Genomic DNA, 26,898 nt, shown 5'->3' with positions numbered 1-26,898 from the left:
TAAATTTTGTTTGCATAATAGCAACTTGTTGAGTACAATGAACCATAATTATAATTTTGGGATTCTGGAAACAGAAAGATTCAGACCACTGAAATTTATAGGTACAGGTTGCCAATATTTAATTGGCATTCCAAATTTTTCTTCTATCGTGCGAAGTCAGCACGACTATTTTTTTATACCGACCACCGAAAAGCAGATAGTTGTTTAGAGATTTAGTTATAATTCCTCATATTATTTGCATTTGCCGATGCTATTTACTTATTTACAATTCATATATTTAATTTAATGAACACGAAATATATTAATCTTATTGATCAGACCTATTATTTTCCACAAGAGGAGTTTACTTTGGAAGGTGAAAACCTAAAGTTCCATGGAATTCATCTAATGGATTTGGTAGAGGAATATGGAAGTCCTTTGAAATTCACCTATTTGCCAAAAATTTCCGAAAATATAAACAAGGCAAAGGAATGGTTTAAAATAGCCATGGAAAAGAATAACTACAAGGGGAAATATCACTATTGCTATTGTACTAAAAGTTCCCATTTTAAACCCGTTTTAAATGAGGCTTTAAATAACGACATTCATATAGAAACTTCTTCTGCCTTTGATATTAACATCGTCGAAAAATTAAAGGAAAAGGGAAAAATAAAGGACAATACCTATATAATTTGTAACGGATTTAAAAGGGATCAATATATTACCAATATTGCTAATCTCATAAATGGAGGACATCAGAATTGTATTCCTATCATAGATAATTATGAGGAAATAGATCTATTGTCAGATGTTATAGATGATACTTTTAAGGTAGGGATCAGAATTGCTTCCGAAGAGGAACCAAAGTTCGAATTTTATACCTCACGTTTGGGAATCGGATACAAAAATATTGTACCTTTTTATGAGAATCAAATTAAAGACAATGACAAGGTAGAGCTCAAAATGCTACACTTTTTCATTAATACGGGTATTCGTGACAACGCCTATTATTGGAACGAACTTGTAAAGTGTTTAAAGGTATATGTTAGGCTTAAAAAAATATGTCCCTCTTTGGACAGTCTAAATATTGGTGGAGGTTTTCCTATAAAGAATTCTTTGGCTTTTGATTACGACTATCAATATATGATAGATGAGATCATAAACCAAATAAACATTGCATGTCAGGAAGCAGAGGTTGCCGTTCCAAATATTTTTACTGAATTTGGAAGTTTTACGGTAGGCGAAAGTGGTGGGGCCATATATGAAATACTATATCAAAAGCAGCAGAACGATCGTGAAAAGTGGAATATGATCGACTCATCATTTATTACCACATTACCGGATACTTGGGCCATTAACAAACGTTTTATTATGTTGGCAATAAATCGTTGGCAAGACGAATATGAACGGGTTTTGTTGGGCGGTCTAACTTGTGATAGTGATGATTATTACAATAGTGAACAAAACATGAATGCAATTTATTTGCCTAAATATAGAAAGGATAAGCCTTTGTATATTGGTTTCTTTAATACGGGTGCCTATCAGGAAACTATAGGGGGTTATGGAGGATTACAGCACTGTTTAATACCGCATCCGAAACATATTTTAATAGATAAGGATGAAAATGGAAATATAACAACCAATTTATTTAGTGAACAACAAAAGGCAGAAGACTTGCTTAAAATTTTAGGATATGAGATGAAGCCCACTGCCAACACTAAAGTTAGTGACGGCGTTGGGAAGAAACTTAAAACTGACCTATAAAAATCAATAAACTTTAAACAAATGAACACAACTAACAATTACGCTGGCATACCAGACGAGTTTGCGCAATTGGAAAAGGCAAAGGTAGTTTTAATACCAGTGCCTTATGATGGAACCAGTACTTGGGGTAAAGGAGCGGACAAAGGTCCTGAGGCTTTTTTAAAAGCATCGGAAAATATGGAATTGTATGATATTGAAACCAATTCGGAGGTCTATCTACAAGGAATATATTTAGCCAATTCCATCGAAGAGAACAGTACTCCGGAAGCCATGGTAAATGCCGTGCACAAGGATACCAAAGAATACATTAAAAGAAATAAGTTCGTAACCATTTTTGGAGGAGAGCATTCCATTTCTATTGGTACCATAAGAGCCTTTAATGAGTGCTTTGACAACCTTACGGTGTTGCATATAGATGCACATGCAGATTTAAGGAAGTCGTACGACGGCACTAAATTTAATCACGCTTGTGCAGTTCACGAGGCAAGTCAGACGACCAATCTAATACAAGTAGGGATACGTAGTATGGACGCCATTGAAAAAACCTTTATGGATGAAGAAAAAACATTCTTCGCACATGATATGGTAAATGATGAGTATTGGACGGATAAGGTCATTGATCTTATGACGGAGAATGTCTTTATAACCTTTGACTTGGACGCGTTGGATCCGTCTATAATGCCGTCTACCGGAACACCGGAGCCGGGTGGCCTGTTTTACTATGAGACCTTGGAGTTTCTAAAACAGGTATTTCAAGATAAGAATGTTGTAGGCTTTGATATTGTTGAACTTTGTCCGAACAAGGTCGATAAATCTTCAGATTTTCTTGCCGCCAAATTATATTATAAAATGCTAAGCTATAAATTTATGGGTGAAGCCGTAGAGGACGAATACGATAACACTTATGATGTTGATTCCAAATTAGGGGGCAATAACAATTCAAAATTCGACGATGACGAAGACTAAAGGAGAAATCTCCAATTTTATTGAGAAGTATTATTTACATTTTAATTCGGCCGCTTTAGTAGATGCCGCCAAGGGTTATGAAGATCAACTAAAGCAAGGCTCCAAGATGCTGGTCTCATTGGCAGGTGCCATGAGTACCGCAGAAATAGGAAAGATCTTTGCTGAAGTTATTCGCCAGGATAAAGTGCATATCATTTCCTGTACGGGAGCTAACTTGGAGGAGGATATCATGAACTTGGTAGCCCATTCACATTATAAACGAGTGCCCAATTATCGAGATCTAACACCGCAAGATGAGTGGGATTTGTTAGAAAAAGGTTTAAATAGGGTAACGGACACCTGTATTCCGGAGCATGAGGCATTCCGAAGGCTGCAAAAACATATTTTTGAAATTTGGAAAAAGGCTGAAGACGCTGGAGAAAGATATTTGCCACATGAGTTTATGTACAAGCTCTTACTTTCAGGTGTTTTGGAGGAATATTATGAAATAGATCTTAAGGATTCTTGGATGTATGCGGCTGCGGAGAAAAATTTACCTATTGTATGTCCGGGTTGGGAAGACAGTACTATGGGAAATATATTTGCTTCCTATGTAGTAAAAGGAGAATTAAAGGCCACTACCATGAAGTCTGGGATAGAATATATGACCTTTCTGGCAGATTGGTATACGGATAATTCTGAAAAGGGAATCGGATTTTTTCAAATAGGTGGCGGAATCGCTGGAGATTTCCCAATTTGTGTTGTGCCTATGTTGTACCAGGATCTTGAAAGGACAGACACCCCGTTTTGGAGTTATTTTTGCCAAATAAGTGATTCGACCACAAGTTATGGTTCCTACTCTGGCGCAGTGCCGAACGAGAAAATAACCTGGGGGAAATTGGATATCAATACCCCTAAATTTATTATTGAAAGTGATGCAACCATTGTAGCGCCCTTAATTTTTGCTTACCTATTAGACATGTAATTTATGGACAATTTAAAAAGAGTTATTGTTGACTTTAAAAAACTTACGCCCGAAGTTTTAAAACTTTTGGTAGAGAAGTATCCAGATGGGTACGACGACCTTAATATCATCTCCTTTAAGAACGCACAAGGGGAACGTATAGAGGCCGTTGAGGTAACTACTGAGGACACCAAATATCTGGTTAAAATTAGCGCCAAACTCGAAAAGACGATGGCTAATTACGATGAGGATGATTACGAAGATTTCGACGACGATGATCCAGAAGCAATTCCAGATGTAGATATCGAAGGAGTAGAGGGTGATGACGATGATGACTAACAGCAATGTTTGAGGTTGTTGCGGTTCATATTGCATCTTCCATTAATATTAGGCAGTGTAAAACACTTTTGCCTTTGGAAATATTGTTTTCGGACAGCGATGAGCTTTATTTGAAGAATGGCGAAAAAAAGTTCGTTTACATCTTTCAATATGGTCTAGTATCCTTTTTTAATCATTCTGATGATGAAAAAGGGAAGATTCTTAACGCCCTATCCAAGATTACGAAAGGGAACAATTCTCCCCAACTTACAGAAACAATTCAAGTAGAAATAATCGAAGGCCACCAACAGGTGGCTTTCGATAAAGTAATCTTGCCCAGTTTTGATTCAGAGTTTATTAGATTGGTAATGTTGAATACTTCCCAATCCGTTGCCCTGGATAGGTATTCCGAAATTACGCAGCAGCTGTTGGAAGAAACCAACGGACATACCCAGTATTTAGAAAGGAAAGGGAAGCTGAATATTACGGGTATTAGGCTCAAGCGGTTTATAGGGAAGATTATGAACATTAAAAATCAGATATCCGAAAACTTATATATTTTTGATGAGCCCGATAGTACATGGGAAAACGAACAATTGAACAAGTTGAACCTGGAACTTAAACGCACTTTCGACTTAAAAATCAGGTATAGGAATATTTACGAGCGAATAGGAATCATCAAGGAAAATTTAGAGTTATTTAAGGATATATGGGATCATAGGGAAAGCAGTAAGTTGGAATGGGTAATCATAATCCTAATTTTGGTAGAGGTTTTAGATCTGTTTGTGTTTAGGTTGTGGAGGTAATTTGTAATTGTTCTTTTTATTACCTTAGATAAACTATCAATATTAAATTAAAGCCTTATGAAAAATGCGCCTTTCCATATGTCCCTGCCCTGCTTAAGCATAAGCAAAACAGAAGATTTTTACGTAGACGTCATCGGAGCCGAATTGGGAAGGCACTCTTCCCGTTGGTTAGATATTAATTTGTTTGGAAACCAAATTACGTTCACCAAAGCCGGTAATTTTAATTTTACTTTTAAGACCTATAAGTTTGAAGATACGGTACTGCCATCTTTTCACTTTGGCGTTGTTGTGGATGAAGCCACTTGGAATAAATTGCATGGCAAGTTGAGGAAATCCGAATATGAACTAACAACTGAGGTGGTGTTTTTAAAGGATAAGATAGGTGAGCATAGGTCCTTTTTTATTCAAGATCCCAATGGGCACATGGTAGAATTTAAATGTTTCAAAAAGCAAAAGGAGATGTTTTTGTCGTAATGGTCTTGTCCATTTCTAGATGACCTTTATAAATTTAATAAATTAGTAATCCCTTAATTTTGATTACAAGGGGTTAAGTGTTTTATTTTGCAATTGTTTAAAAACAAAATTATTTAAAATAGATGAAGTATAAGAACCTGGATATTATTGGAAGTGAAGAATGGTGTGTATTTGAAGATTTGGAAATCCCAGCCATCAAAGCTAGGGTAGATTCCGGGGCAAAAACATCATCCATACAGGCGAATAATATTAAAGTGTATACCAAAGGGGCCCACGAATGGGTAAGGTTTGAGGTTAACCCGCTCCAGGATAATAGGGGCATAAATATAGAATGTAAGGCAAGACTGGTTGATCGTAGGATAGTAAAGAGCTCTTCGGGGATATCAGAGGAGCGGTATGTGGTTAGGACACCTGTTCGTGTGGGGGAACTTACCTTTGAGATAGAACTTACTTTGGCCAATAGGGATACCATGGAATATCGTATGCTTTTGGGCCGGGAAGCCCTAAATGAACGTTTTGTGGTTAACCCAGCGGTAAGTTTTAATTTAAAGGAGTTTACCGTCAAAGAAATTAATGATAAATATGCCTCTCATTTTAAAGAAAAGACAGGACTAAAAATAGCCTTGTTGGCCAGTAACCCATTGTTGTATAGTAATAAAAGAATAATGGAAGCCGGAGAGGCTTTGGGGCACGACATGGTGTTTTTAAATGTAGAGCATGCCTATATGAAATTGGATGCCAATTCGCCCGAGATAAGATACAGGGGAGGAAATATCCTAAACGAGTTTGACGCCATTATACCCAGAATAAAGCCGGCGGTGACATTTTACGGTTGTGCTTTGATCAGGCAGTTTGACAATCTTGGGGTGTATTGCTTAAATTCGGCCGAAGCAATAACGCAGTCCAGGGATAAATTATTTGCATCGCAACTTTTTTCCAAAAATGATATACATATCCCTATAACCGGATTTGCAAAATCTCCAATGGATACAAAGGATCTTATTAGGATGGTGAACGGTGCCCCATTGATAATAAAATTATTGGAAAGTACCCAAGGTAAGGGTGTTGTTTTGGCAGAAACCAACAAGGCCGCAGAAAGCGTTATTAATGCATTTAAGAGCGTGCAGACCAATATTTTGGTGCAGGAGTTCATTAAAGAAGCAAACGGTCAGGATATACGCTGTTTCGTGGTGAATGGAAAAGTCGTGGCATCTATGCAGCGTCAAGCGGAAAAGGGGGAATTCCGTGCAAACTTGCATCAAGGGGGCAAGGCCTCTATTGTAAAAATTACATCCGAAGAAAGGAAGTTGGCCGTAAAGGCAGCCAAAGTGCTAAATCTGGCCGTTGCCGGGGTGGATATCATTCGTTCCAATAAAGGTCCATTACTTCTAGAGGTAAATTCTTCTCCTGGATTAGAGGGAATTGAGAATGCCACGGGAAAGGATATTGCCAATATCATGATCAGGGCTATAGAAAGTAAAATAAAATTTACAGTCTAGTTCTTTAACTAATCCTTCAGGGTCTTAACGGTAGGAATATGTAGTTGGGGCAGAGGATGCATCTGATGTCAAAGTTCACAACAAGTTCCCCAATTATGGGCTTGATAGGATTCCATATTTTATAAAAAAGAAAAGGCCCAAAAGATTATTCTTTTGGGCCTTACAATATTTTAAATTTTTGAGGATTAATTTCCTTCGCTTATTGAAAAGCTTCCTTCGCCGTTAAATGTTGTTAAGCTAATAGTCACAGACCATATACCAGCTGCTCCAGCTGAGGTTACACCTGAGAAGGAATCCGGTTCAGTACCACTATTTAATGAGCGATCCAATACCGATTTGCCATCCGCATCCATTACAGTCATTTTGAATCCCCCGCCAATAGAAGAGGTGATATCTGCATTGTATTCGGCTGTGGTTAGTGCATTGTTCCATGAGAAAGTCTTGGAAGACGTTCCTCCGTTACCTGTAAAATCACCATCCACATCGCCATTGTAATCATCGCCGTTTTCAATTAACACCGTGCCATTCACCCTAACTTGGGCCATAACATCATCCTCATCATTGCTACAGCTTGTAAGTGCCGAAGAGGCCATGGCGAAGATGGTCAATAATAATAGTCTTGTAGGTTTCATAAGATTTGATTTTAAGTAATTTACATTTTGCATATCCCTCTTAACGGGAAAAAACCTACAAAGGTATATTTTTGTTTTCTAATTTATAAATCTCCTTTAATATGGGATAATATTTAAATGCGATCCAACTTGGTTGCTTTCGGGGGCAAGCCTTTGTAATTACTTCTTTCTATTATGCAGTGGCAAACACCTTATTATTTATAAATATTTCCATTAGGCCAAGGTATAGTAAGCTCCTATTTGACGATATATCAAATGGCAAAGCTTGATTTTGCATTAAAAACTAGTTAAATTAAATATCAATTTAACATGGCCTTTATTATAATTTGTAACTTCGTCCTATGGGAAAAATAGTGTTTTATGGCCTGGTATTCGTATTGATGGGTGCCTGTAAACAAGGGGCGATCATAGAGGCGCCAAAGGAAAAGGCAGAGGTTTTTTTTAGTGTGGACTCACTTCCAAAACCCACTGCAATAAATGCACAGGCCTTAACTGTGCTCAAAGAATGGCAAGAGTTCAATGGTTTGGAAACAACATTTGAATCGCTTTATAGGGTTGCCAATAGGGAAGATTTGGTGTTGGTTATAGAAGATTTGATCGAAAAACAAAAAACGCTGGAAGCATCTGCCTATCCCGAAACATTTGACAAGGCACAGATTAAAAGCAGACAAAAGGTATTTAAGACCTACATTCTTAAAACAAAAGGAAATTTAGAATACAGGGTTGGTACAAAAGGATCTACTATCGAAATGATCAACGCATATAATGCTTTTAGGAATCAGTTCAACGTTGTTGTCAATAGCAAGCTGGACACCATTCTAATTTTAAGTGAATAGATACTTTATATGGATATCGGTTTTTATTATGGCTTCACAGCTGAGGTCTCAAGAAGTAACGGATAAAATCCAAATACAGCATACGCTTGATAGTTGGCACAGAGCGGCAGGAGCAGCTGATTTTGTGGGCTATTTTGACTTAATGACCTCCGATGCCATTTTTATTGGTACGGATGCTTCCGAAAATTGGGAAATAGCGGACTTTAAGGCTTATGCAAAGCCTCATTTTGATAAAGGAAAGGCGTGGGACTTTACCCCAGTGCAACGAAATGTTTATATTAATAAAAATGCCAACTTAGCTTGGTTCGATGAGTTACTGAATACCCAAATGAAACTATGTCGTGGATCAGGGGTGCTACGGAAAGAATCAGGAGAATGGAAAATTGCCCACTACGTATTGTCCATTGTTATTCCCAATGAAAATGTTTCCGAAGTAATTCTAATAAAACAGGAAAAGGACGATAGGATTATCGAAAAGCTAAGTAAACAATAAGGTTCCATTCCCTAGAAGTGTCGGTTAATGGATCCTTGTTTTTCATTGGGTTTAAGTCCGCCGACTTGGTAAAACAAAAAAACCACTGCCCTGCAGTGGTTTTTTTGTTGAGTTCCATATTGAGGAAACTATGTGGTTGGGTCCTGCAATATTTTGATTATTGCTTTGGTTCCGGTTCCTTATTCTCCTGTTTGTCCTTTCTGGACTGTAAAGCCTGTCTGCTTAGACTTGCCAAGTTAAAATTGGGGTCTATTTTTAGGGCTTCATCAATTGTTGCTAAGGCGCCATCTATATTTGTTTGGTCTTTGTTAAATTCTACCAACGCTTTCAAATGGATAAAGGCTGCTTTTAGGATAACTTCGTAAGGTTGCTGCCTTTCATAGAAGGCGTATTTCATATCCTCTTTCGCATTGGCAATGCCATATTCAATATTGATGGCTGCACCATCATTGTCGCCAGTTTGAATCTTTAGGTCGGCCAATTCGTAGGCCAAATATGGGTTTGGACCTCTTTTGTTTAGAATTTCAAATTGCTCCAATGCCCTTTTAGGTTGGTTTAAAGCTTTTAAGGAAATGGCCTTTACCTGTACTGCCAAATCGGAGTCCGTTTCGTTTTTTTCAATCCCTATAGTGTTTAGAGCCTGTAGATGTTGATTGTCCGTGGTGTAAATGTACGCCAAGGTATCGTTGCGCTCTTTACTTGGGGCAAGTAGGTTTAGGTGAGTTATAGCATTGATCACACCATTTATATCACCCTGTTGCCTCATTTGGTCATAAAAGGCTTCATAATGTTTAAGCAAGTCGCTTTTTGTCTGCGCATTGGCCGTAAATCCTACGATAAAAAGAAGGATTAAAACTATTTTCTTCATTGTTCAATTTTTTAGTGTGCCAAAACTAGTAAATTATTTCTATCCTATTGTTAAGGAAAGCCTTAAACCTTTGATAGGCAATAAAAAAGGATGCCGACGGGCATCCTTTTTTAATATGGTTGATTGGGGTCTTTTTTAAGCAGTGGTGAGCTTTACGTTCCTATTTTCATAGGACCTAATGAGTCTAGCATAAAATGCAATACTCACATTGTCTTTGTCCAAACTAGAACTTAAAAATTCCTTTAAATTCTTAAAAAGTAAATTTGCCCTTAAAATTGGCAGGGAAGAATTCACTTTCTTTGGGTCATAACAGCTGTCGTCCATAACTATATCCATAATAACCCTCTTTCTGTGATAGTCTATGGATACGTCTGTAGCATTGTAATATTTTTTCAATATTGCAATATGCAGATTTTGAATTTTTTGGGACATTTTGCTTTTTGAACAGCTTTTGGAAATTAAATTTTCAATTTCGTAAAGTACTCTTCTTTTTAGACCTGAATTTTCCATGATAATTGAATTTATTCGTTTACTTAAAGGTACATACAAATCGATAAACGGTTAACAATCAGGGATATAATTTAACCTAAAACGGCTATGTTTGTTGTGAAAGTGTATAAAGGTGTGGTGTATTAACTTACAATTGAAGTGATATATTGGTATTTTTTAACATTTAAACACTTACTTTCAATGATTTTATTTCCTATTTTATCTAAATTCTTCGTGTAAATTGGTGCTAAAAGGCCTCTTTTTGCTGCTTCCGAGGTATAATACTCTTTTTTCTTAGGGTGATAGGGAAATACCCCGTTAAGTATTTGATTTTTGTAATTCCCATGTATAACGGTCTTAATAATTCCAATACAATCGTTCAGATGTATAAGGTTTACTGCATCATCACCATTGGTAAGATTGGTTTTTCCAGCAAGAGATGTTATAGGATGCCTTTTAGGTCCAATTAGGCCTGCAAATCGGATAATACTGGTATTTAGCTCCCCGTCCTTTAAGAAAATATTTTCCGAGACTAACAGTTGCTTTCCGGATTCGGTATTTGGATGGGCTGGGGAGTCTTCAGTAATCAATCCCTCATTGTTCCCATATACAGAGGTGCTGCTGATAAAAATAATTTTTCTTAAGGGCGAATTTTTTATTTCACCATGTAAATGAAGCATTCTTTCCACATAGCTTTCCCTGGGTGCAGATCGCAGCCTTGGTGGAACATTTATGATCAATAAATCTAATTCGTCTAAAAATTCCTTGATGTTGCCTTCAATTCCATGCTCTGTTAGAACAATAGTGAAAGGGATGATATTGGCTTTCCTCAAGGAATCCATTTTAGAGGGCGATGTAGTAGTTCCATATACGGTAAGTCTATCATCAACTAAAGTTTTGGCCAAGGGTAGACCGAGCCAACCACAACCTAGAATACCTACTTTCTGATTCAAAATTTTATTTTTTTAGTAATCAATATAGCATCATTTAGAACAAATGGCATAGGTATGTTGTCCTCTGGCCTTGGTGGTACAGTAAACATTGGATTGCTTAACAGGTCGTTGGAGGCCTCATATAGGGTTAGTTCCAATTCGCCATCCTTGGGAATCGAAATTTGTAATTCGGTATAATCGTTTTTGCTGACATAGTGGGTCACCAATTTTGGGGTTGTTCTATTTTGTAGATAGTATTGGGATAGCGGAATATTATTTATACTGGCCTCCAAGATTTCTACCTCATTGGTGAATATTTCCACGCGATTGATAGTTCGTTGGGGAGTAATACATATTTCCAATTTACGACTGTTTCCCACAATGGTGTCCTTAGTGGTTTCGATTTTTGGTTGAGGAATATTTTTAATAGGAGCAGGTGACTTATAACTAAACCCTGTGCCATATTTACTGGCTAGAGATTCATATTCTGAACCTATTAGTTGTTCTTTATTATTATCAACGTACTGCGAGGTCCAACCAGACAATACTTTGTCATAGGTAGCCCATTCAGCAGTCCCCTTATCAGCATCGAGCATATAAACCAAACTGGTGGGTTTGGCATTTTCATGGCTAAAGTCCGAATCAAGATGTGCGGAAAGAAGAAACCCGAAGCAAAGTATTAGAAACAAAAAGGCCAATCCGTTTTTGTTTTTTATCGAACCAAAAACTGGGAGCAATAAGAAAAAGGTTAATGATGTTAAAAGGGTAGAGGTGATCATCATCTTAAGGCCAAGACCTACAGGGAACATTTTAATCAAAGGGGCATATATCCAAATTGCCGGTAAAGCCAAAAATAGCAAGAGAAAGGGACTGGGCCATTTTTGATGGGTCGTTATCAATAGCGATGCCAACAATGCAAAAACGGGAATTACTAAAAAACTGGCTCCTTTTAAATAAATGGCAACAAGCGTGCAAATTATTAACCAGAGCAATAATGGGGCTATTATTAAATTTTGGGTCTTTGTAGTTTCAAATTTATGATAGGCCCAAAAACCGACGGCCACTGAAAATAGGACAAAAGCAAGGATATAGGAATAACCATTATAGGTGAACCCATGAAGAATATCCTGGTATTGTGGGTAGATATTGGTTAGTGCAGACCACCCAAAATAGCCTATAAGGCCATTTATGGCCAGAACTAAAAGTAGGGGAATAAAACCTCTCCCTATTTCCTTAATTTCCAAGGAGCCGTTCCTGAGACCTAAAATCATTAAGATTAAGAAGGATATTATGGCAAGCCCCAGCATAGGAAAGATCCAATCAAAAGGATAGGATACCAATCTGAAGAAAGGTATGTTGAAATAAATAGAATCGTTTAGGCTTTCTAAGTCGGTGAGATTAGAATTGCTAAAGTGCTTTAGCAATGGCATTAAGTAACTACCCTGATGGGCAAGGGTATTACGGTCCAATCGCTCGTAATTGTCCCGTACAGTATGGTAGTCATAATGGTCGTCAATAAAGGCAAAGTTTAACCCTTCTATATCCATGTCTTCCCGGAACACGGTAAGATCGGTATCATTGGGCAACATTTTATAAATACTATAGACCAAGGAATTGGCCACAGGGTATTTGGGATTGGCCTTAATAAATTCTTCAATGACCTTGGCATTCCCCCTATTGGTTTCCAATAACATATAAGAGGGTCCCCCACTGCCCCTGGCTTCAAAATTTAAAACCAGTCCTACCTCCTTTACCCAAGGGTGTTTGTTTACAAAGAGATCAGCCCCATTTAATCCTAATTCCTCGGCATCGGAAATGAGAATAATAATGTCATTTTTTGGAGCCTGGTTTTGTTTTAGGAAAGCCCGTACACCTTCCAATATAGTAGCTACTCCACTGGCAGCATCACTGGCGCCCAAGGAAGAATGTGGATGGCTGTCATAATGTGAGAGTAAAAGCAGGGCTTTCCCCTTCTCAGTCCCTTTAATTCTGGCCAAAATATTGGTAGCGCTACTAAAATTGCCCCAATCCCCGGCGGTATATCCTTGTTGGGTCGTTGTTTGCAATCCCAGCTTGTTCAATTCCGAAATAATATAATTCCTTACCTCGGAATGCGCTGGAAATCCAACGCCATGAGGTTTTTTGGATATGCTTTTTACATGAACAAGTGCCCTATCGGTGGAAAACGAAGTATCATCAACTTTAGCATCTGGATGGTAGCCCGGCATAGATGCATCGAAACTCAAATAAATGGCAAGCAAAAGAATAAGGAGGGTAAAGGCAGAAGAATATTGCTTCATAGTATGTGTAAAAACTTAAAATTAAGAAATTATCCGTGGATTACCTTGGAGAGTTTGGTTTTGTCTTTAAATTGGTGAGTCTTGCTTTATACTAAATTAAATTATATTCAATGATTTAGTCAAAAACTTGACCATTTAACTGATTAAATCTTAATTAGTTGTGTAATGTGTTGAAAAATGCTATCTTTCAAATTAACCTAAAAATAAACGGTATGGGAATAAAAAGTTTTCAGGGAGTTCGAAAGGTCGTTAAAAAGGAATTTGATGCTCCCATTCTAGTAGAGGACTATATGACTAAAAAGTTAGTCACCTTTAGTCCCGATCAATCTATTTTAACGGTTATGGAGCATTTGGCGAAATACCATATTTCTGGGGGTCCTGTTTTGGATAGCAACGGATTTTTGGTGGGAATAATCTCCGAAGCCGATTGTATGAAACAGATTTCGGAAAGCCGATATTTTAATCAGCCTATATTGGACAAGAGTGTAGAGCGATTTATGACTAAGGATGTAGAGACTATTCCTTCTGATATGTCTATTTTTGATGCGGCGGGTATATTTGATAAGCACAAAAGAAGAAGATTGCCTGTTATGAAAAATGGGATCTTGGTAGGTCAAATAAGCCGTAAGGATATAGTGATTGCCGCTTTGAAATTAAGCGGACATAACTGGAAATAATAGTCTGCTTCTATTATCCACACTAGTTTCTTCAAAGTAAGGTTGTATTCTAAAAATAAATATAAGCCACTAAACCACAACCTTCCCTTCGGGGGGGAGGTATTGATGTGGATAACCTTATTTTAATGGCATGGAGCTATTCCCTCTTCACGATCATATAGTAGTCATTGTCCAATGGTAAATAGCCTAGATCATATACAAAATAATAGGTGGTTCCCTTTTTGGTGGTATATAAATTGGTGAGGTACTCAAAATCGAAACCTTTGTCCATTAATCGGGTCTTGGTAGTTTTGGTTTTGCCCTCGGTTAGTGGGTAACTGTCCAATATTCTGTAATTTTTACGTAAGCGGTTGTTAATATTCCGCACTAAATTTTTACTGTCCTTATTCAGTTTGTTATTATAGGCGTTTCTGCAATAGTCCGAGCAGAATTTTTTGTCCACTCTGCCTAAAATCTTATCTCCACATTCCAAGCATTTCTTTTCCATTGTTTGGTTATTTATTTTGTTCAATAAGTTCCAATCTCTTCACTATATAACCCTTACTTAATATGGTGCCAGGGGAAAGTACGGCATTGCCTCCAATTTTGGAATGATCTCCTACTAACGCTCCAAATTTGGTGGCTCCCGTATTTACGCTGTTCCCATTTAGTACTGCCCAAATGGTTTTGTCGATTCTTTCGTTATAATGGTTGGCAATAAGCGAACCCGCCTCAAAATTTACATGGTTGCCTATAATGCTATCCCCTATAAAGTTAAAGTGGGCAAGTGCTGTGTTATGGCCAATTATACTTGTCTTTATTTCACTTCCGGGGCCTATACGAACCCCTTGGCCCAGAAACACCCCTCCACGTAAGTAGGCATGGCTTGCTACAAAGCTGTTTTTTGAAATAATTAGAGGTCCTTTTAGAATAGCCCCTTTTTCGATAACAGCAGTTTTATGGATGGCGATATTATCTTCAATGGAGTAGTCATCTGGATGAAGTTCAGAAATCATCTTTTGTATTATTGATGTTATGGACTGGGTTACACCCCAAGGAGAAACCCCCTTAAGATTGGGGAAATAGGTGTAGAAGTTTTCTATGTAATCATTTATGGAAATCATTTTTGATAAAGTTCTATGGGTAAATCGTCTGGATCAAATATAAAAGTGAACTGTTTTTGAGTATTTGCATCAATGCGAATGGGTTCTGCTTTAATACCTTTTTCAGCTAATACAGAGACGCTTTTGTCTAAATCGTCCACTTCAAAAGCCAAATGTCTTAGGCCGGTTGCTTCCGGTCTTGTTGGTCTTGTTGGGGGATTTGGAAATGAAAAGAGTTCAATGATGTATTCTCCGTTCAATGCCAAATCCAATTTGTAGGAATTGCGCTCTTCCCTGAATTCTTCTCTGATTGGTTGTAGACCCAAATCTTCCACATAAAAATTTTTGGATTTATTATAATCGGTGCAGATGAGGGCAATATGGTGTATTTTGTTTAAAGTCATTATTTGACAATGGAAATTTGTTTTAGAACCAATAAGGTACAAATTATCCGATTACAAACGTATATAATGACGTCTATGAAGCTATTCGATTCGGATATCAAATTTCGACAACAAGCCGATAACACCGTCTTTAGAAAATTGTGCCTTGGTAATTCTGTTTCTCTCAGGATCTAGGGTATAGTTAATAGCAGTTCTAAAATCTGTTTTTTCTAGGTTGGAATTTTCAAAGATGGCACTTTGAAGATTACAGGATTCGAATACAGTTTCTATAAGTTGGGTTTCTGTAAAATCGACGGAAAGCATTTTGCAGTTCTGGAATATAGTGTTCTTGATTTTTAACTTATAAAAGGAGGATAGGTTTAAGATACAGTCGTAGAAATTAAATGAAAGTAGAAAATCATTGCAATGATCAAAACGGATTCCCAATAATTTGCTCCTTTTAAAGTCGGTTTCCTTAAAGGTGGTATTGGTAAGGTTTACATTGCTCAGATCACAATCAGTAAACTCACATTCCATAAAAACAATGTTGGATAAATTCGAGTTGGAAAATATGCAGGAGTCAAATAAGCAATTCTCATATTCGGCTTTGGATAAAGGTTTGGCGGTAAAGTCGATTCCTTTAAAGGATCGATCGATAATAAAAGGGTTACTCATTTGGGGATACTAATTTTTGTCTATTTAATGTTCCATATCGCGGTGATGGGCAAAGGAAGTAATATCTATTCAAGGTAAAATTATTTGAGCACTTTAAATTATAGAATAGTGGAAGAAGTCAGAAGTAGCAGGAGTAATGCTATGAGGGCGGGTAGAGCTTGCACCACAAATATTTTTTTGCTCGCAGACAAGGCCCCATAAATACCTGCTATGGCCACACAACTTAAAAAGAATATGGCGATGTTGGTGCTCCAGGCTGGGTCTTGAATAAAAAAGGTCCATAGCAGTCCTGCCGCCAAAAAACCGTTATAGAGCCCTTGGTTTGCGGCCAGTCCTTTTGTGGGTTTAAACATTTCTTCAGGCAGTGCTTTTCTAAAGGTCTTTTTGCCCAAGGTTTCCCAGGCAAACATTTCCATGTATAAAATATATAGGTGTTCAAGGGCTATAATGCCAATAAGTATTTTTATAAAGGTCTGCATATATGAGTCTTAGGTTATTGGATTATGTTCCCATTAAATTTAAGGATATTATTGAATTCTAGTTCAATTTATATGTAAAATGCCTGATTTAGGGCATCTATATGCGTTTGTAAACGACTACAAACGATAACAAACGAAATTAAATACTTTTCAACCGAATAACATTTGCATGGGTTGCTAAGTTTGTCCCATAAAAAGTCATTAACTGTTTAACCATTCCCGGACTGGCTTCGGGATTTAAAAATTATGTATTATGAACGCACTTAGAAACAGAGTACAGTTGATTGGAAATTTGGGTAACGATCCAGAAATTATTAATCTAGACGGCGGCAGCAAGTTGGCTAAGTTTGCCATTGCAACTAATGAGACTTACAAAAATGCCAAAGGCGAAAAGGTAACGGATACCCAGTGGCACAATGTGGTAGCCTGGGGCAAGACCGCTGAAATCGTGGAAAACTATCTCAACAAAGGCAAAGAAGTCGCCATTGAAGGAAAATTGACCACTAGGTCCTATGAAACCAAGGAAGGGGAAAAGCGGTATATTACCGAAATTCGCTGTAATGAACTCCTGATGTTAGGGAAGTAGTTCAGGCCTCCCGACTTGGGAAGATTTACCGAGTATATTACAGTATTAAGAAGTAATCTGTTGGGTCCCTTATGGGTCTATTGGGTTGCTTCTTTTGCTTCTTAGGTTGTTTTAATGAAACGTCATTGCGAGAAGCGTAAGGGACGTGGCAATCTGTTATATTTGGGTTCAAAGCAATGAGGTTGCTTCACTATGTCTGCCTACGGACAGCCAAGTTCGCAATGACGGACTACCAAGGTGTTCAGACTGTATCTCATGACTCTAAATTAGCCGTCATTGCTAGGAACGTTAGTGACGTGGCAATCTCTCTGTTCTCACAGCACCATTCCTTGCCGCATTCAATTTTTCGATAACGAAACTGATAAGAATGAAAAAGTCATATGTTTATTTACTTACTAATAAGAATAATACGGTTATATATGTGGGGGTTACCAGCAATCTAGTTAAGCGTATTTATGAGCATAAAATTGGTATATTTCATGGTTTTACTTCTCGTTATAATTGTAATAAATTAATTTACTTCGAGGAATTCAGTGACATTCGTAAAGCTATTGAAAGAGAAAAGCAGATAAAGGCTGGAAATAGGAGGCGAAAGGAACAATTAGTTAACAGAGATAATCCCAATTGGGAAGATTTGGCTATAGGATGGTTGTTTTACTTTGATTGAACAGTATTTGAGGTAAACATAAGAACACCCTACTAAGGGATTGCTTCACTTTGTCTACCTGCGGACAGCCAAGTTGGCAATGATGTGCAACTATGGTCGTTAAGGCTTTCTGTTTAACTATGCCTAATGAGACGTCATTGCGAGGAACTTTAGTGAGGTGGCAATCTGTTAAATTAGGGCTCACTTCTATGAGATTGCTTCACTATGCCTGCCTGTGGACAGCCAAGTTCGCAATGACGGTAACTCTTGAGATTAGCATGGGTATTCACTAATCCTTATAAACGTCATTGCGAGGAGCGCAAGTGACGAAGCAATCTGTTTGTAATGGATTTACTTCAGTTTTTTATTACCACAAGGCTATGAGATTACTTCACTGTGCTTGTCTGAATACAATTAAATGCGTAATGCCAGGTAGGTGCAAGGTGATTAAAGATTAAGCAACTTTCTGCATCAGATCAAAACAAGGACAACGACTGCACCTCTTGGATTCCGCCTTTTTGTACTTGTCGCAGCACTTGGTTTTGCAGCCATGGGGAACCATTTCTTTTAGAGCCGTTTTTTGCTCCTTTTTTAAAGCCTTTTTCAGCTTTTTTTCGATTTTCTTGTCCTGTTTTTTCTTCTTGCCCACCTTTGATCTAAATCAACTGGGCAAAAATATCTATTTTAATTCAATCTAAATAAGATTAAATGTTAAAATTATGCCTTGGGAGTAATTGCAGCACTATTGGCTGTAATCTGTTGAATGTCACGGTCGAACAAGTATAAGCCACCCTTGTCATTTCCAATAAGGTTGATCTTGTCCAAAATATTACGTGCCAAAGCCTCCTCCTCAATTTGTTCCGCTACATACCATTGAAGAAAATTATGGGTGGCATAATCCTTTTCCTGAAGGGTTACATGTACCAGTTCGTTAATGCTATCGGATACAAAAATTTCATGGTCCAATAATTCGTGGAACATTTTTTGAAAACTGCCAAAGTCGGATTTGGGTGCATTGAGTGCAGAGACATAGGCATGTCCACCTCTCTCGTTTATATATTTCACCAACTTGAGCATATGTAAACGTTCCTCATCGGATTGGGTATACATAAATTGTGCAATTCCCTCCAATCCTTTGCCTTCGGCCCATGAGGCCATTGATAAATATACCTGCGAGGACTCAGCCTCAATACGAACTTGTTCGTTCAATGCTTTTTCTAATTTTTCAGACAACATAACTATTAAATTTTGAATAAAGTTACAAATAAAAGAACCTTTTACCGCGTAAGAACTTAAGTTTTGAGGTTATTTGTGCAAGGCCAATTGAATCCGTTTCCTGGGAATATCCACTTCCAAAACTTTTACAATTATTTGCTGGTGCAGACTTACGTGTTCGTTTACGTCTTTTACAAAACTATCCGAAAGGTTGGAGATATGGATCAGGCCACTTTCTTTGATGCCCACGTCCACAAAACATCCAAAATTAGTGATGTTGTTCACAATTCCGGGTAATAATTGCCCAGCATTAAGATCGGCAATGGTTCTTATGTTCTGGTTGAAGGTGAATACCTTTGCTTTTTCCCGTACGTCCAATCCCGGTTTTTCCAATTCCTTTACAATATCCTGTAAAGTGGGTAATCCCACCATTTCAGTACAATAATGTTTAAGGTCTATTTTTTTAAGGACTTCCTTGTTTCCAATAATTTCTGATAGGGGAACGCCCTGATCTTTGACCATTTTTTGCACTAGAGAATAACTTTCAGGATGTACCGCGGAATCATCCAAAGGGTTTTTTGCCTGTTTAATGCGTAAAAATGCCGCTCCTTGTTCAAAGGCTTTGGCTCCCAAACGAGGCACTTTTTTAATTTCGCTTCGGCTTGCAAAGGGACCATTTTCGTTTCTATAGGCTACAATATTTTCAGCTAGTTTTGGACCTATTCCGGAAACATAGCTTAGGAGTGGTACACTGGCAGTATTTATATTGACCCCCACTGTGTTCACACAGCTTTCTACGGCCGAATCTAGGGAATTTTTTAAAAGATTCTGATCTACATCGTGCTGGTATTGACCTACCCCGATCGATTTGGCATCTATTTTTACCAATTCGGCCAAGGGATCGGCCAACCTTCGCCCTATGGATACGGCACCTCTAACGGTAACATCGTAATTGGGGAATTCGTCACGGGCAATTTTGGAAGCAGAATAAATGGAGGCTCCTGCTTCACTAACCACAAACACCTCAATATTGTTTTTGAACTGAATGCGCTTGATCAACTGCTCTGTTTCCCTTGAGGCCGTACCGTTACCAATAGCTATCGCCTCAATCTTATGGGCATCGGCCAGGGAGCTTATTTTCTTTATAGCGCCAGTGCTGTCGTTTTGCGGTGCATGTGGATAAATGGTTTCATTGTGCTCCAAATCGCCCTGAGCGTTTAAGCAAACTACTTTACAGCCTGTTCTGAATCCTGGGTCTATGGCTAAAATCCTTTTTTCGCCCAAAGGGGACCCCAACAATAGCTGCTTTAGGTTTTTGGAAAATACTTGAATAGCCGATTCATCTGCCTTTTCCTTGGCGCTTTTTAAAATTTCATTTGAAAGTGAAGGGAAGAGCAATCTTTTATAGGCATCTTGAATGGCCAATTGAAGATGTGGAGTAGTAGCATTATTGCTTTTAATGATCCTATGTTCCATATTGGAGACGGCTTTCTCGTCATCAATTTCGACCTTAACCCATATAAAGCCTTCATTTTCAGCCCGTAATATGGCCAATAGTCGGTGAGAGGGACAACGATTTAAAGGTTCGCTCCATTCAAAATAGTCCCTAAACTTTTGGGCCTTCTCATCCTCTTTCTTGGTTGAAATGACCTTGGTGGCTATTATTGCAAATTTATCCAATTGTGTCCTGATCTGATTTCGGATATCGGCACGTTCGTTTATCCATTCAGAAATGATATGGCGAGCTCCCTCCAGCGCATCATCTTCATTGGGAACGCTATCACTAACATATTTTGATGCTTCAAAATCTATTTCATCGGTGCGTTGGGCCAAAATAATTTTAGCCAGAGGTTCCAGACCGTTTTTGATGGCTGTTTCTGCCTTCGTTTTACGCTTTTTCTTAAAGGGGAGATAAAGATCTTCCAAAGTGGTAAGATCTTCGGCATTAGCAATCTTCTGTCCTAATTCTGGGGTAAGGGAATCTTGTTCCTCTATAGATTTAAGGATGGTCGACTTGCGTTTTTCCAAGGTCTCAAACTGTGCTTTAAACTGCACTATGGCACCAATTTGCACCTCATCCAAATTTCCGGTACGTTCTTTTCGGTATCGGGAAATAAAGGGCAGGGTACAATCCTCGTTCAATAAGGCCACCGTATTTTCTATGCCTTTTACAGGAAGCTGGGTGTTTTTTGTGATGTAGGAAATGAGATTCATGGGGTATTTTAATTTTAAGGCAGAAGGATTCAATGTATTCGAGACCTAACTTATTGTCCCGCCATTATCAACTCCATCTTCATCCGGATTAACAAATACCAATTTGCCATCAGCGTTTTCGGTCATTAGAATCATGCCCTCGCTATCTACTCCACGTAAGGCTCTCGGCGCTAGGTTCACCAAAACGGTCACTTTTTTACCTAGGATGTCTTCTGGCGAAAAGCTTTCTGCAATTCCTGAGACTATGGTTCTTACATCCAGTCCCGTATCCACTTTTAAGACCAACAATTTTTTGGCCTTTGGCATTTTTTCTGCTTCAATAATGGTGCCTACCCTCATGTCCAACTTGGAAAAGTCATCAAAAGTAATAGTGTCTTTTTGTGGGCTAACTTCTTTGTTCATATTTTCATTTGCTTTTTTGGTAGCTTCCAATTTGTCTAATTGTGCCTGAATGGCTTCGTCCTCAATTTTGCTGAATAATAATTCTGCAGGCTTAACCTGATGTCCGGCCGGAAGCAGCACTTCATTTTTAGCTACATTTTCCCAGTTTAGGTCGTTGTCCAGGGTGTCAAACCCCAGTATTGTCTTTAGTTTTTCAGAGGTAAAGGGCAAAAATGGTTCGCTCAAAACTGCTAGGGCCGATGCTATTTGAAGGGCTACGAACATAATGGTCTTTACTCTTTCTTCATCCTGTTTTATTACTTTCCAAGGTTCTTCATCGGCCAAATACTTATTGCCCAAACGTCCTAAATTCATAACTTCTTGGCCCGCTTCGCGGAAACGGTATCTTTCTATGGAATTGGCAATGATCTCAGGGTATTTTTTTAGCGCTTCCAAAGTTTCCCGATCTACCTGGCTAAAGGCGCCAGGAGTGGGTACAATACCATTGTAATATTTATTGGTAAGCACCACTACACGATTGATAAAGTTCCCGTATATGGCCACCAATTCGTTATTGTTCCTAGCTTGGAAATCTTTCCAAGTGAAATCGTTATCCTTTGTTTCCGGGGCCGTGGCAGTTAGCGTATACCTTAGCACATCTTGCATGTTGGGGAAGTCTTCCAAATACTCATGTAGCCATACCGCCCAATTCTTGGAGGTGGACAGTTTGTTACCTTCCAAATTTAAAAATTCGTTGGCAGGGACATTTTCCGGTAATATAAAATCGCCATGTGCCTTTAGCATACTTGGGAAAATAATACAATGAAAAACAATATTATCCTTACCAATAAAATGTACCATTTTGGTGTCCTTGGCCTTCCAGTAAGGTTCCCAATCCTTGCCTTCCCTAGCGGCCCATTCTTTGGTAGAGGATATATAGCCTATAGGAGCATCGAACCAAACATACAGTACCTTGCCTTCACCGCCTTCAACAGGGACAGGGATACCCCAATCCAAGTCGCGGGTTACGGCCCGTGGCTTTAGGCCATCATCGATCCAAGATTTACATTGGCCGTAGACATTGGGCTTCCAGTCGTTTTTATGACCCTCTAGAATCCATTTCTTAAGAAAATCCTCGTATCGGTCCAAGGGTAAAAACCAGTGTTTGGTTTCTTTTAGCGAGGGTACTGCTCCAGATATGGTAGATTTAGGATTAATAAGGTCAGTGGCGTTTAAGGTAGAACCACAGTTTTCACATTGATCGCCATAGGCCTCTTCGAACCCACATTTTGGGCAGGTACCAACAACAAAACGATCGGCCAAGAACTGTTGGGCTTCTTGGTCGTACAATTGTTCTGTGGTTTCCTCAATAAAATCTCCCTGCTCATATAGTTTTACAAAGAAATCCGAGGCCGTTTTATGGTGGACTTCGGCAGAGGTTCTGGAATAGTTATTGAAAGTAATCCCGAAATCCTCAAAGGATTGTTTAATAATTCCGTGGTATTTATCTATAATATTTTGAGGGGTAACACCTTCTTTTTTTGCTTTCATAGAAATGGCGACCCCATGTTCGTCACTTCCACAGACGAAGGCTACATCATTGCCATTTAATCTCAAGTATCTTGCGTAGATATCCGCGGGCACATAAACACCGGCCAAATGCCCTATATGTATAGGTCCGTTGGTATATGGTAGTGCTGCGGTAATAGTATATCTTGCTGGCTTTTGAAGGTTCTGCGACATTAATTCTTGGATTAGGGTGCAAAAATAAAGATTTTTACGCGCAGCTGAGGTATTCCTTCAAAAAATAAGCCTTCGTTATTCTGAAAACAATTCAGAATTTACGAAGGCCTTCTTGCATAGTAAGTAGGGGGTGATATTATGCTACCATAATGGATTTGCTGAGATTTTGATTTTGAACCTGTATTCTATAAATGTATTTTCCAGAGGCCAAATAGGTCGGTAATCCCTCCCTAATATTTATTTCTGTAGACCCTTCCAACATCATTTCATTAAATACGGAACCCAAATATTGACCCATAATGTTGAACAATTGTATGTTTACGTGGGCGCTAAATGGCATTTCAAGGTAAATGTGCGGTGTTGAATCCGTAGGGTAAAATGGTTTGTGAATAATGGCATCTACCAATTCCGGATTTGGATTTTCCCCAGTAGGATCTGTTGGTGTAGGTGGTGTAGGGTTGCCATCACTATAAGTGATTTCAGGAAAATCTACCCCGCTACAATTAAATCCTAAATTTACTGGTTTATAGGTGTATCCGTCCATTAAATGCTGTTCCACAAGAGGAATATCTACACACAACCATTCTGTCAATACGGTGGCATAAAGGTCTCTAAAGTCCATAGTGTATTCCAGGTTACCTCTACTATTGGGCTCGTCCAAAGCTGGATGCTCGCCCACAAAAGCACTTCCGTTTAATCCTGATCCAAAAAATAGGGTAGGAGCTGCTTTACCGTGATCGGTTCCATTAGATCCGTTTTCATATATTCTTCTACCAAATTCGGAAAAAGTCATGCTCAATACTTTTTCATCTTGCTGGGTAAAGGCCAAGTCATCATAAAAATTGTCTACCGCAATGGATAAATTGGACATTAGACGTTCGTGCACCAAGGGTTGATTTCCATGGGTGTCAAAACCACCCAAACTAATCATATACACTTTGGTACCCAAATTACCTTTTATCAATCGTGCCAACAAAGCCAATTGTCTGGCAAAACCGTTGTTTTGATACTCTATTTGGTTTGCGCCACGCATATAGGCCTCATGTATTTTTCCGGAGTACTCATTGGTTACGTTGGATACCCCTCTAAGAAATTTTATCTGATCGCTATACATACAATCATCAAAAAGGGCATCATCTACTGAATATTGCAAACCAGTTTCCGCAATCTGTTCCAACTGATCTATATTATTGGTTACAAAGGCGTAATTGGTCTCTTCGCCTTCAAAAACCAAACTACCGTAGTTTCCAACTTGTATGGCGGCTGGACCTTCTGGTCTACTACCCGGGAAATCCGATAAATAATCGGGATATAGGTTTTCAAAATGTCTTCCCATCCATCCGGTATCACGTCCACTGAATCCTGTTGTGGTTAAATCGGTATTGGCAAAAATATCAGAACCGGTAAAATGTGACAGACTTTGTCCTTCATAACCTACACCATGAACTGCTTTAAATTGACCTTCGCCCCACATGGGCTCCAAGGACTTCATATAGGTAGGAACCCCATATTCATCGGTCAATCTTAAAATTTTACTTTCCGGCAGATAAATATTTGGGCGTGCGTTGGCATAAATGTCGTACTGATTAATTGGTATAATAGTACTAAGGCCGTCATTTCCACCCGATAAACGAATTAAAATTAAAATATTATCGGTTTCCGCCATGGCTATTGCCGAGGTCAAAGGGGATGGGGCCGATGCGGTCAGAAAATTACTGCCCAGCATCATGGAGCCTGAACCGGCAATTCCTAAGGCCTGTAAAAAAGAACGCCTGCTCCAAGTCTTGTGTTCTAAATCGTGACCATCATGGTCTTTGCCTTTATGGGGTGAATTATGGTGAGTATCGCACATAATTGTCTTTTTTATTTGAGTTGGAATTCAGGTTGTCTGGAAAGATGTCTTAATAGAAGATGAACTTGTGAGGGAACCTCTTGACTAATACTTAAAATCCATAAGGATTGTCCTCCAGGAATATAATCAGGTCCATAGTATTCTTCCGGGACATCCCCTATTTTAAATGACGACATGGCATTTTCAAATTCCTGTTCAGTGAACATTCCTTTGGGGGTTATCTTATCAACTATGGCCCGTACTACAATCTCTGGGTTACTTGTATTGCTGTTGGCAGGGCCAACGGCATTCATAGCAAATGTCCTGAATTGTTCCGTGTTGTCCTGAAAGAAGCCATCTATAATGGACTCTAAGGTTAGCCAACGCCCAATTAAAAAATTGGTATTGATCCAGGATCTATTGCGTTGCCATCCAGCAACATCAAAAGGGTCAAATAAATCTTGACCCAACATACCGCTATAATTTATTAGGCTACCAATACTAGTGTCATTATAGGAAAAGCTAGTTTCGTTAATAATATTTAGATAAAGGTCGAAAGGACTTTTAATAATAACGCCAATAGCTTCATCGTCAAAAAAGTGCTGACTTTTAAAAAGTTGACTTAACACAGGTGCTAATTCAAAACCACTGCTTACAAAGGTGTTGGTTAACCCGTCAATAATAGTTTTGGCATTATTTGCTTCATCCGTGGAGTCCGGGTGTACAAAAAATTCATATAATTTTTTACATATGAAATAGCCTATTTGGGCACCTTTCTCTTCAAAAAGAATGTCAATAACATCATCATAACCCCAGTTTCCAGTTCTTCCAAATATTGTTTTATTCTCTGAGTTGAATTTGGTAGGATCAAAAACTACTTGCTCACAGCCAATTTCTCCCCTTTCTACATAGCCAGAAATAGCCTTGGCCGTTTCAATGATATCCTCTTCCGTATATCCGTTGCCTTCCCCTAATGTAAATAGTTCGTACAGTTCCCGTGCATAATTCTCATTGGGGTTGTTACCATTGTTGTAAACCCCGTCCAAATAGTAAAGCATGGCACTGGTAAGGCCAATTTCACTAACAAAGGTTTTAAAATTACCAATCGCATTTCGCTGAAGACAGTTGATATAATGGTAAAGGAAGGAATTACAATTATAAACGTCCAATTCGGTTACAAAATGATTGCTCCAAAAGAAACTTAAACGATCTCTTAGATTATTGTCCAATAGTGAATTGGTATAGGCCAGTTTAAATTCTTCCTGTTGTGACCTTATTATTGGTCCACGTAGGTCATCATCCTCCGGATAATTGCTGTTGTTCCAATTGGCCCAAGTTGGGGCGGCCAATGTGGGCATGTTCTGAGCTTCGGTGATAAGGGAGTTTACCAAGTTTGTGGCAGTCTGCCCTGTGGCTTGGTCAATTGTTTGCACGGAGGCGCTAAAACCCAATCTTCTATATAGATGTGAGGCCCTTTGTGAATCCAGTGGGGTGGAATAGGGGGCCAAACTAGAAGTATTACAGTTTATGAAATATTCCATAATTTATTCCGCATTTGATAGGTTACTAGTAAGGGGTCATTGCATAACGCACATTTAAATTGGAAATTATGTCCAATACAAATTTTTCGCTATAATGCATAACAAATTACGTGGTTTGTTGAAATTTGGACGACAGTGAGCTTGAT

At 38.5% G+C, this 26,898-nt stretch carries 27 protein-coding genes; 12 read left to right on the top strand and 15 right to left on the bottom strand.

The window, feature by feature from the left end:
- The first annotated feature begins 285 nt into the window (after nucleotides 1-285).
- The 7 genes from CWD90_RS08500 (at nucleotide 286) to rimK (ending at nucleotide 6,749) form a co-directional block, all read left to right on the top strand.
- Complete coding sequence (locus CWD90_RS08500; RefSeq protein WP_103475520.1) at nucleotides 286-1,743, top strand: type III PLP-dependent enzyme domain-containing protein; 1,458 nt, start codon at nucleotides 286-288, stop codon at nucleotides 1,741-1,743.
- A 21-nt stretch (nucleotides 1,744-1,764) separates the two neighbouring features.
- Nucleotides 1,765-2,709: an agmatinase gene (gene speB / locus CWD90_RS08495; RefSeq protein WP_103475519.1), complete on the top strand. Its 945-nt coding sequence runs from the start codon at nucleotides 1,765-1,767 to the stop codon at nucleotides 2,707-2,709.
- Complete coding sequence (locus tag CWD90_RS08490; RefSeq protein ID WP_103475518.1) at nucleotides 2,696-3,673, top strand: deoxyhypusine synthase family protein; 978 nt, start codon at nucleotides 2,696-2,698, stop codon at nucleotides 3,671-3,673. Before speB ends, CWD90_RS08490 begins: the two co-directional genes overlap by 14 nt.
- A gap of 3 nt (nucleotides 3,674-3,676) precedes the next feature.
- Nucleotides 3,677-3,991 (top strand): hypothetical protein, encoded by a 315-nt coding sequence (locus CWD90_RS08485; RefSeq protein ID WP_103475517.1) that lies wholly within the window; start codon nucleotides 3,677-3,679, stop codon nucleotides 3,989-3,991.
- A 5-nt stretch (nucleotides 3,992-3,996) separates the two neighbouring features.
- Entirely contained in the window at nucleotides 3,997-4,776 is a 780-nt protein-coding gene (locus tag CWD90_RS08480; RefSeq protein ID WP_103475516.1) for an RMD1 family protein, read from the top strand.
- Between the two features lie 57 nt (nucleotides 4,777-4,833).
- Complete coding sequence (locus CWD90_RS08475) at nucleotides 4,834-5,250, top strand: VOC family protein (protein ID WP_103475515.1); 417 nt, start codon at nucleotides 4,834-4,836, stop codon at nucleotides 5,248-5,250.
- Nucleotides 5,251-5,372: 122 nt separating this feature from the next.
- Nucleotides 5,373-6,749, top strand: a complete 1,377-nt coding sequence (gene rimK, locus CWD90_RS08470; protein WP_103475514.1) for a 30S ribosomal protein S6--L-glutamate ligase — start codon at nucleotides 5,373-5,375, stop codon at nucleotides 6,747-6,749.
- Nucleotides 6,750-6,934: 185 nt separating this feature from the next.
- Here the strand turns inward: rimK and CWD90_RS08465 are convergent, their stop codons facing one another.
- Nucleotides 6,935-7,381: a hypothetical protein gene (locus CWD90_RS08465; protein WP_103475596.1), complete on the bottom strand. Its 447-nt coding sequence runs from the start codon at nucleotides 7,379-7,381 to the stop codon at nucleotides 6,935-6,937.
- 341 nt (nucleotides 7,382-7,722) lie between these two features.
- On the opposite strand from CWD90_RS08465, the gene CWD90_RS08460 reads away from it, so the two are divergent.
- Entirely contained in the window at nucleotides 7,723-8,217 is a 495-nt protein-coding gene (locus CWD90_RS08460) for a hypothetical protein (RefSeq protein ID WP_103475513.1), read from the top strand.
- A 28-nt stretch (nucleotides 8,218-8,245) separates the two neighbouring features.
- Nucleotides 8,246-8,710, top strand: a complete 465-nt coding sequence (locus tag CWD90_RS08455; RefSeq protein ID WP_103475512.1) for a nuclear transport factor 2 family protein — start codon at nucleotides 8,246-8,248, stop codon at nucleotides 8,708-8,710.
- Nucleotides 8,711-8,867: 157 nt separating this feature from the next.
- Here the strand turns inward: CWD90_RS08455 and CWD90_RS08450 are convergent, their stop codons facing one another.
- The 4 genes from CWD90_RS08450 to CWD90_RS08435 form a co-directional block, all read right to left on the bottom strand.
- On the bottom strand, nucleotides 8,868-9,578 hold the full coding sequence (locus CWD90_RS08450) for a hypothetical protein (RefSeq protein WP_103475511.1): 711 nt from the start codon (nucleotides 9,576-9,578) through the stop codon (nucleotides 8,868-8,870).
- Between the two features lie 135 nt (nucleotides 9,579-9,713).
- Entirely contained in the window at nucleotides 9,714-10,088 is a 375-nt protein-coding gene (locus CWD90_RS08445; protein ID WP_103475510.1) for a hypothetical protein, read from the bottom strand.
- 122 nt (nucleotides 10,089-10,210) lie between these two features.
- Nucleotides 10,211-11,020 carry an SDR family oxidoreductase gene (locus CWD90_RS08440; RefSeq protein ID WP_103475509.1) on the bottom strand — a complete coding sequence of 270 codons (810 nt, stop codon included), beginning with the start codon at nucleotides 11,018-11,020 and terminating at the stop codon, nucleotides 10,211-10,213.
- Nucleotides 11,017-13,299, bottom strand: a complete 2,283-nt coding sequence (locus tag CWD90_RS08435; protein ID WP_103475508.1) for a M28 family peptidase — start codon at nucleotides 13,297-13,299, stop codon at nucleotides 11,017-11,019. The genes CWD90_RS08440 and CWD90_RS08435 overlap by 4 nt, the downstream gene beginning before the upstream one ends.
- Before the next feature lie 212 nt (nucleotides 13,300-13,511).
- Between CWD90_RS08435 and CWD90_RS08430 the strand changes: the two genes are divergently transcribed.
- A complete protein-coding gene (locus tag CWD90_RS08430; protein WP_103475595.1) occupies nucleotides 13,512-13,976 on the top strand; it encodes a CBS domain-containing protein in 465 nt (154 codons plus the stop codon).
- 136 nt (nucleotides 13,977-14,112) lie between these two features.
- On the opposite strand, the gene CWD90_RS08425 is transcribed toward CWD90_RS08430, so the two are convergent.
- From CWD90_RS08425 to CWD90_RS08405, 5 genes are all read right to left on the bottom strand, one after another.
- Complete coding sequence (locus CWD90_RS08425) at nucleotides 14,113-14,463, bottom strand: hypothetical protein (protein WP_103475594.1); 351 nt, start codon at nucleotides 14,461-14,463, stop codon at nucleotides 14,113-14,115.
- A gap of 7 nt (nucleotides 14,464-14,470) precedes the next feature.
- Nucleotides 14,471-15,079, bottom strand: coding sequence for an LbetaH domain-containing protein (locus CWD90_RS08420; protein ID WP_103475507.1), 609 nt, complete (start codon nucleotides 15,077-15,079; stop codon nucleotides 14,471-14,473).
- On the bottom strand, nucleotides 15,076-15,465 hold the full coding sequence (gene gloA2, locus CWD90_RS08415) for an SMU1112c/YaeR family gloxylase I-like metalloprotein (protein WP_205161226.1): 390 nt from the start codon (nucleotides 15,463-15,465) through the stop codon (nucleotides 15,076-15,078). The genes CWD90_RS08420 and gloA2 overlap by 4 nt, the downstream gene beginning before the upstream one ends.
- 78 nt (nucleotides 15,466-15,543) lie before the next feature.
- Nucleotides 15,544-16,116, bottom strand: coding sequence for a pentapeptide repeat-containing protein (locus CWD90_RS08410; protein WP_103475505.1), 573 nt, complete (start codon nucleotides 16,114-16,116; stop codon nucleotides 15,544-15,546).
- A 98-nt stretch (nucleotides 16,117-16,214) separates the two neighbouring features.
- A complete protein-coding gene (locus tag CWD90_RS08405; RefSeq protein ID WP_103475504.1) occupies nucleotides 16,215-16,595 on the bottom strand; it encodes a DUF1304 domain-containing protein in 381 nt (126 codons plus the stop codon).
- Nucleotides 16,596-16,848: 253 nt separating this feature from the next.
- Here CWD90_RS08405 and CWD90_RS08400 point away from each other — a divergent pair, with 253 nt between their 5' ends.
- Both CWD90_RS08400 and CWD90_RS08395 read left to right on the top strand, forming a co-directional pair.
- Entirely contained in the window at nucleotides 16,849-17,181 is a 333-nt protein-coding gene (locus CWD90_RS08400) for a single-stranded DNA-binding protein (RefSeq protein ID WP_103475503.1), read from the top strand.
- A 367-nt stretch (nucleotides 17,182-17,548) separates the two neighbouring features.
- Entirely contained in the window at nucleotides 17,549-17,848 is a 300-nt protein-coding gene (locus tag CWD90_RS08395) for a GIY-YIG nuclease family protein (RefSeq protein WP_103475502.1), read from the top strand.
- A gap of 696 nt (nucleotides 17,849-18,544) precedes the next feature.
- Here the strand turns inward: CWD90_RS08395 and CWD90_RS08385 are convergent.
- From CWD90_RS08385 to CWD90_RS08365, 5 genes are all read right to left on the bottom strand, one after another.
- Nucleotides 18,545-19,063, bottom strand: a complete 519-nt coding sequence (locus tag CWD90_RS08385) for a ferritin (protein WP_103475500.1) — start codon at nucleotides 19,061-19,063, stop codon at nucleotides 18,545-18,547.
- Between the two features lie 69 nt (nucleotides 19,064-19,132).
- Nucleotides 19,133-21,256, bottom strand: a complete 2,124-nt coding sequence (locus CWD90_RS08380; protein ID WP_103475499.1) for a Tex family protein — start codon at nucleotides 21,254-21,256, stop codon at nucleotides 19,133-19,135.
- Nucleotides 21,257-21,301: 45 nt separating this feature from the next.
- Entirely contained in the window at nucleotides 21,302-23,380 is a 2,079-nt protein-coding gene (gene metG / locus CWD90_RS08375) for a methionine--tRNA ligase (protein ID WP_103475498.1), read from the bottom strand.
- A gap of 136 nt (nucleotides 23,381-23,516) precedes the next feature.
- Entirely contained in the window at nucleotides 23,517-25,232 is a 1,716-nt protein-coding gene (locus CWD90_RS08370) for a DUF1501 domain-containing protein (protein WP_103475497.1), read from the bottom strand.
- Between the two features lie 11 nt (nucleotides 25,233-25,243).
- Nucleotides 25,244-26,752 carry a DUF1800 domain-containing protein gene (locus CWD90_RS08365; RefSeq protein WP_103475496.1) on the bottom strand — a complete coding sequence of 503 codons (1,509 nt, stop codon included), beginning with the start codon at nucleotides 26,750-26,752 and terminating at the stop codon, nucleotides 25,244-25,246.
- Nucleotides 26,753-26,898: the final 146 nt, after the last annotated feature.

Origin of the sequence: Arenibacter catalasegens (assembly GCF_002909235.1) — a bacterium.
GTDB lineage: Bacteria > Bacteroidota > Bacteroidia > Flavobacteriales > Flavobacteriaceae > Arenibacter > Arenibacter catalasegens.
The sequence above is the reverse complement of the archived record's forward strand: the minus strand, read 5'-3'. Positions and strand labels throughout refer to the sequence as shown.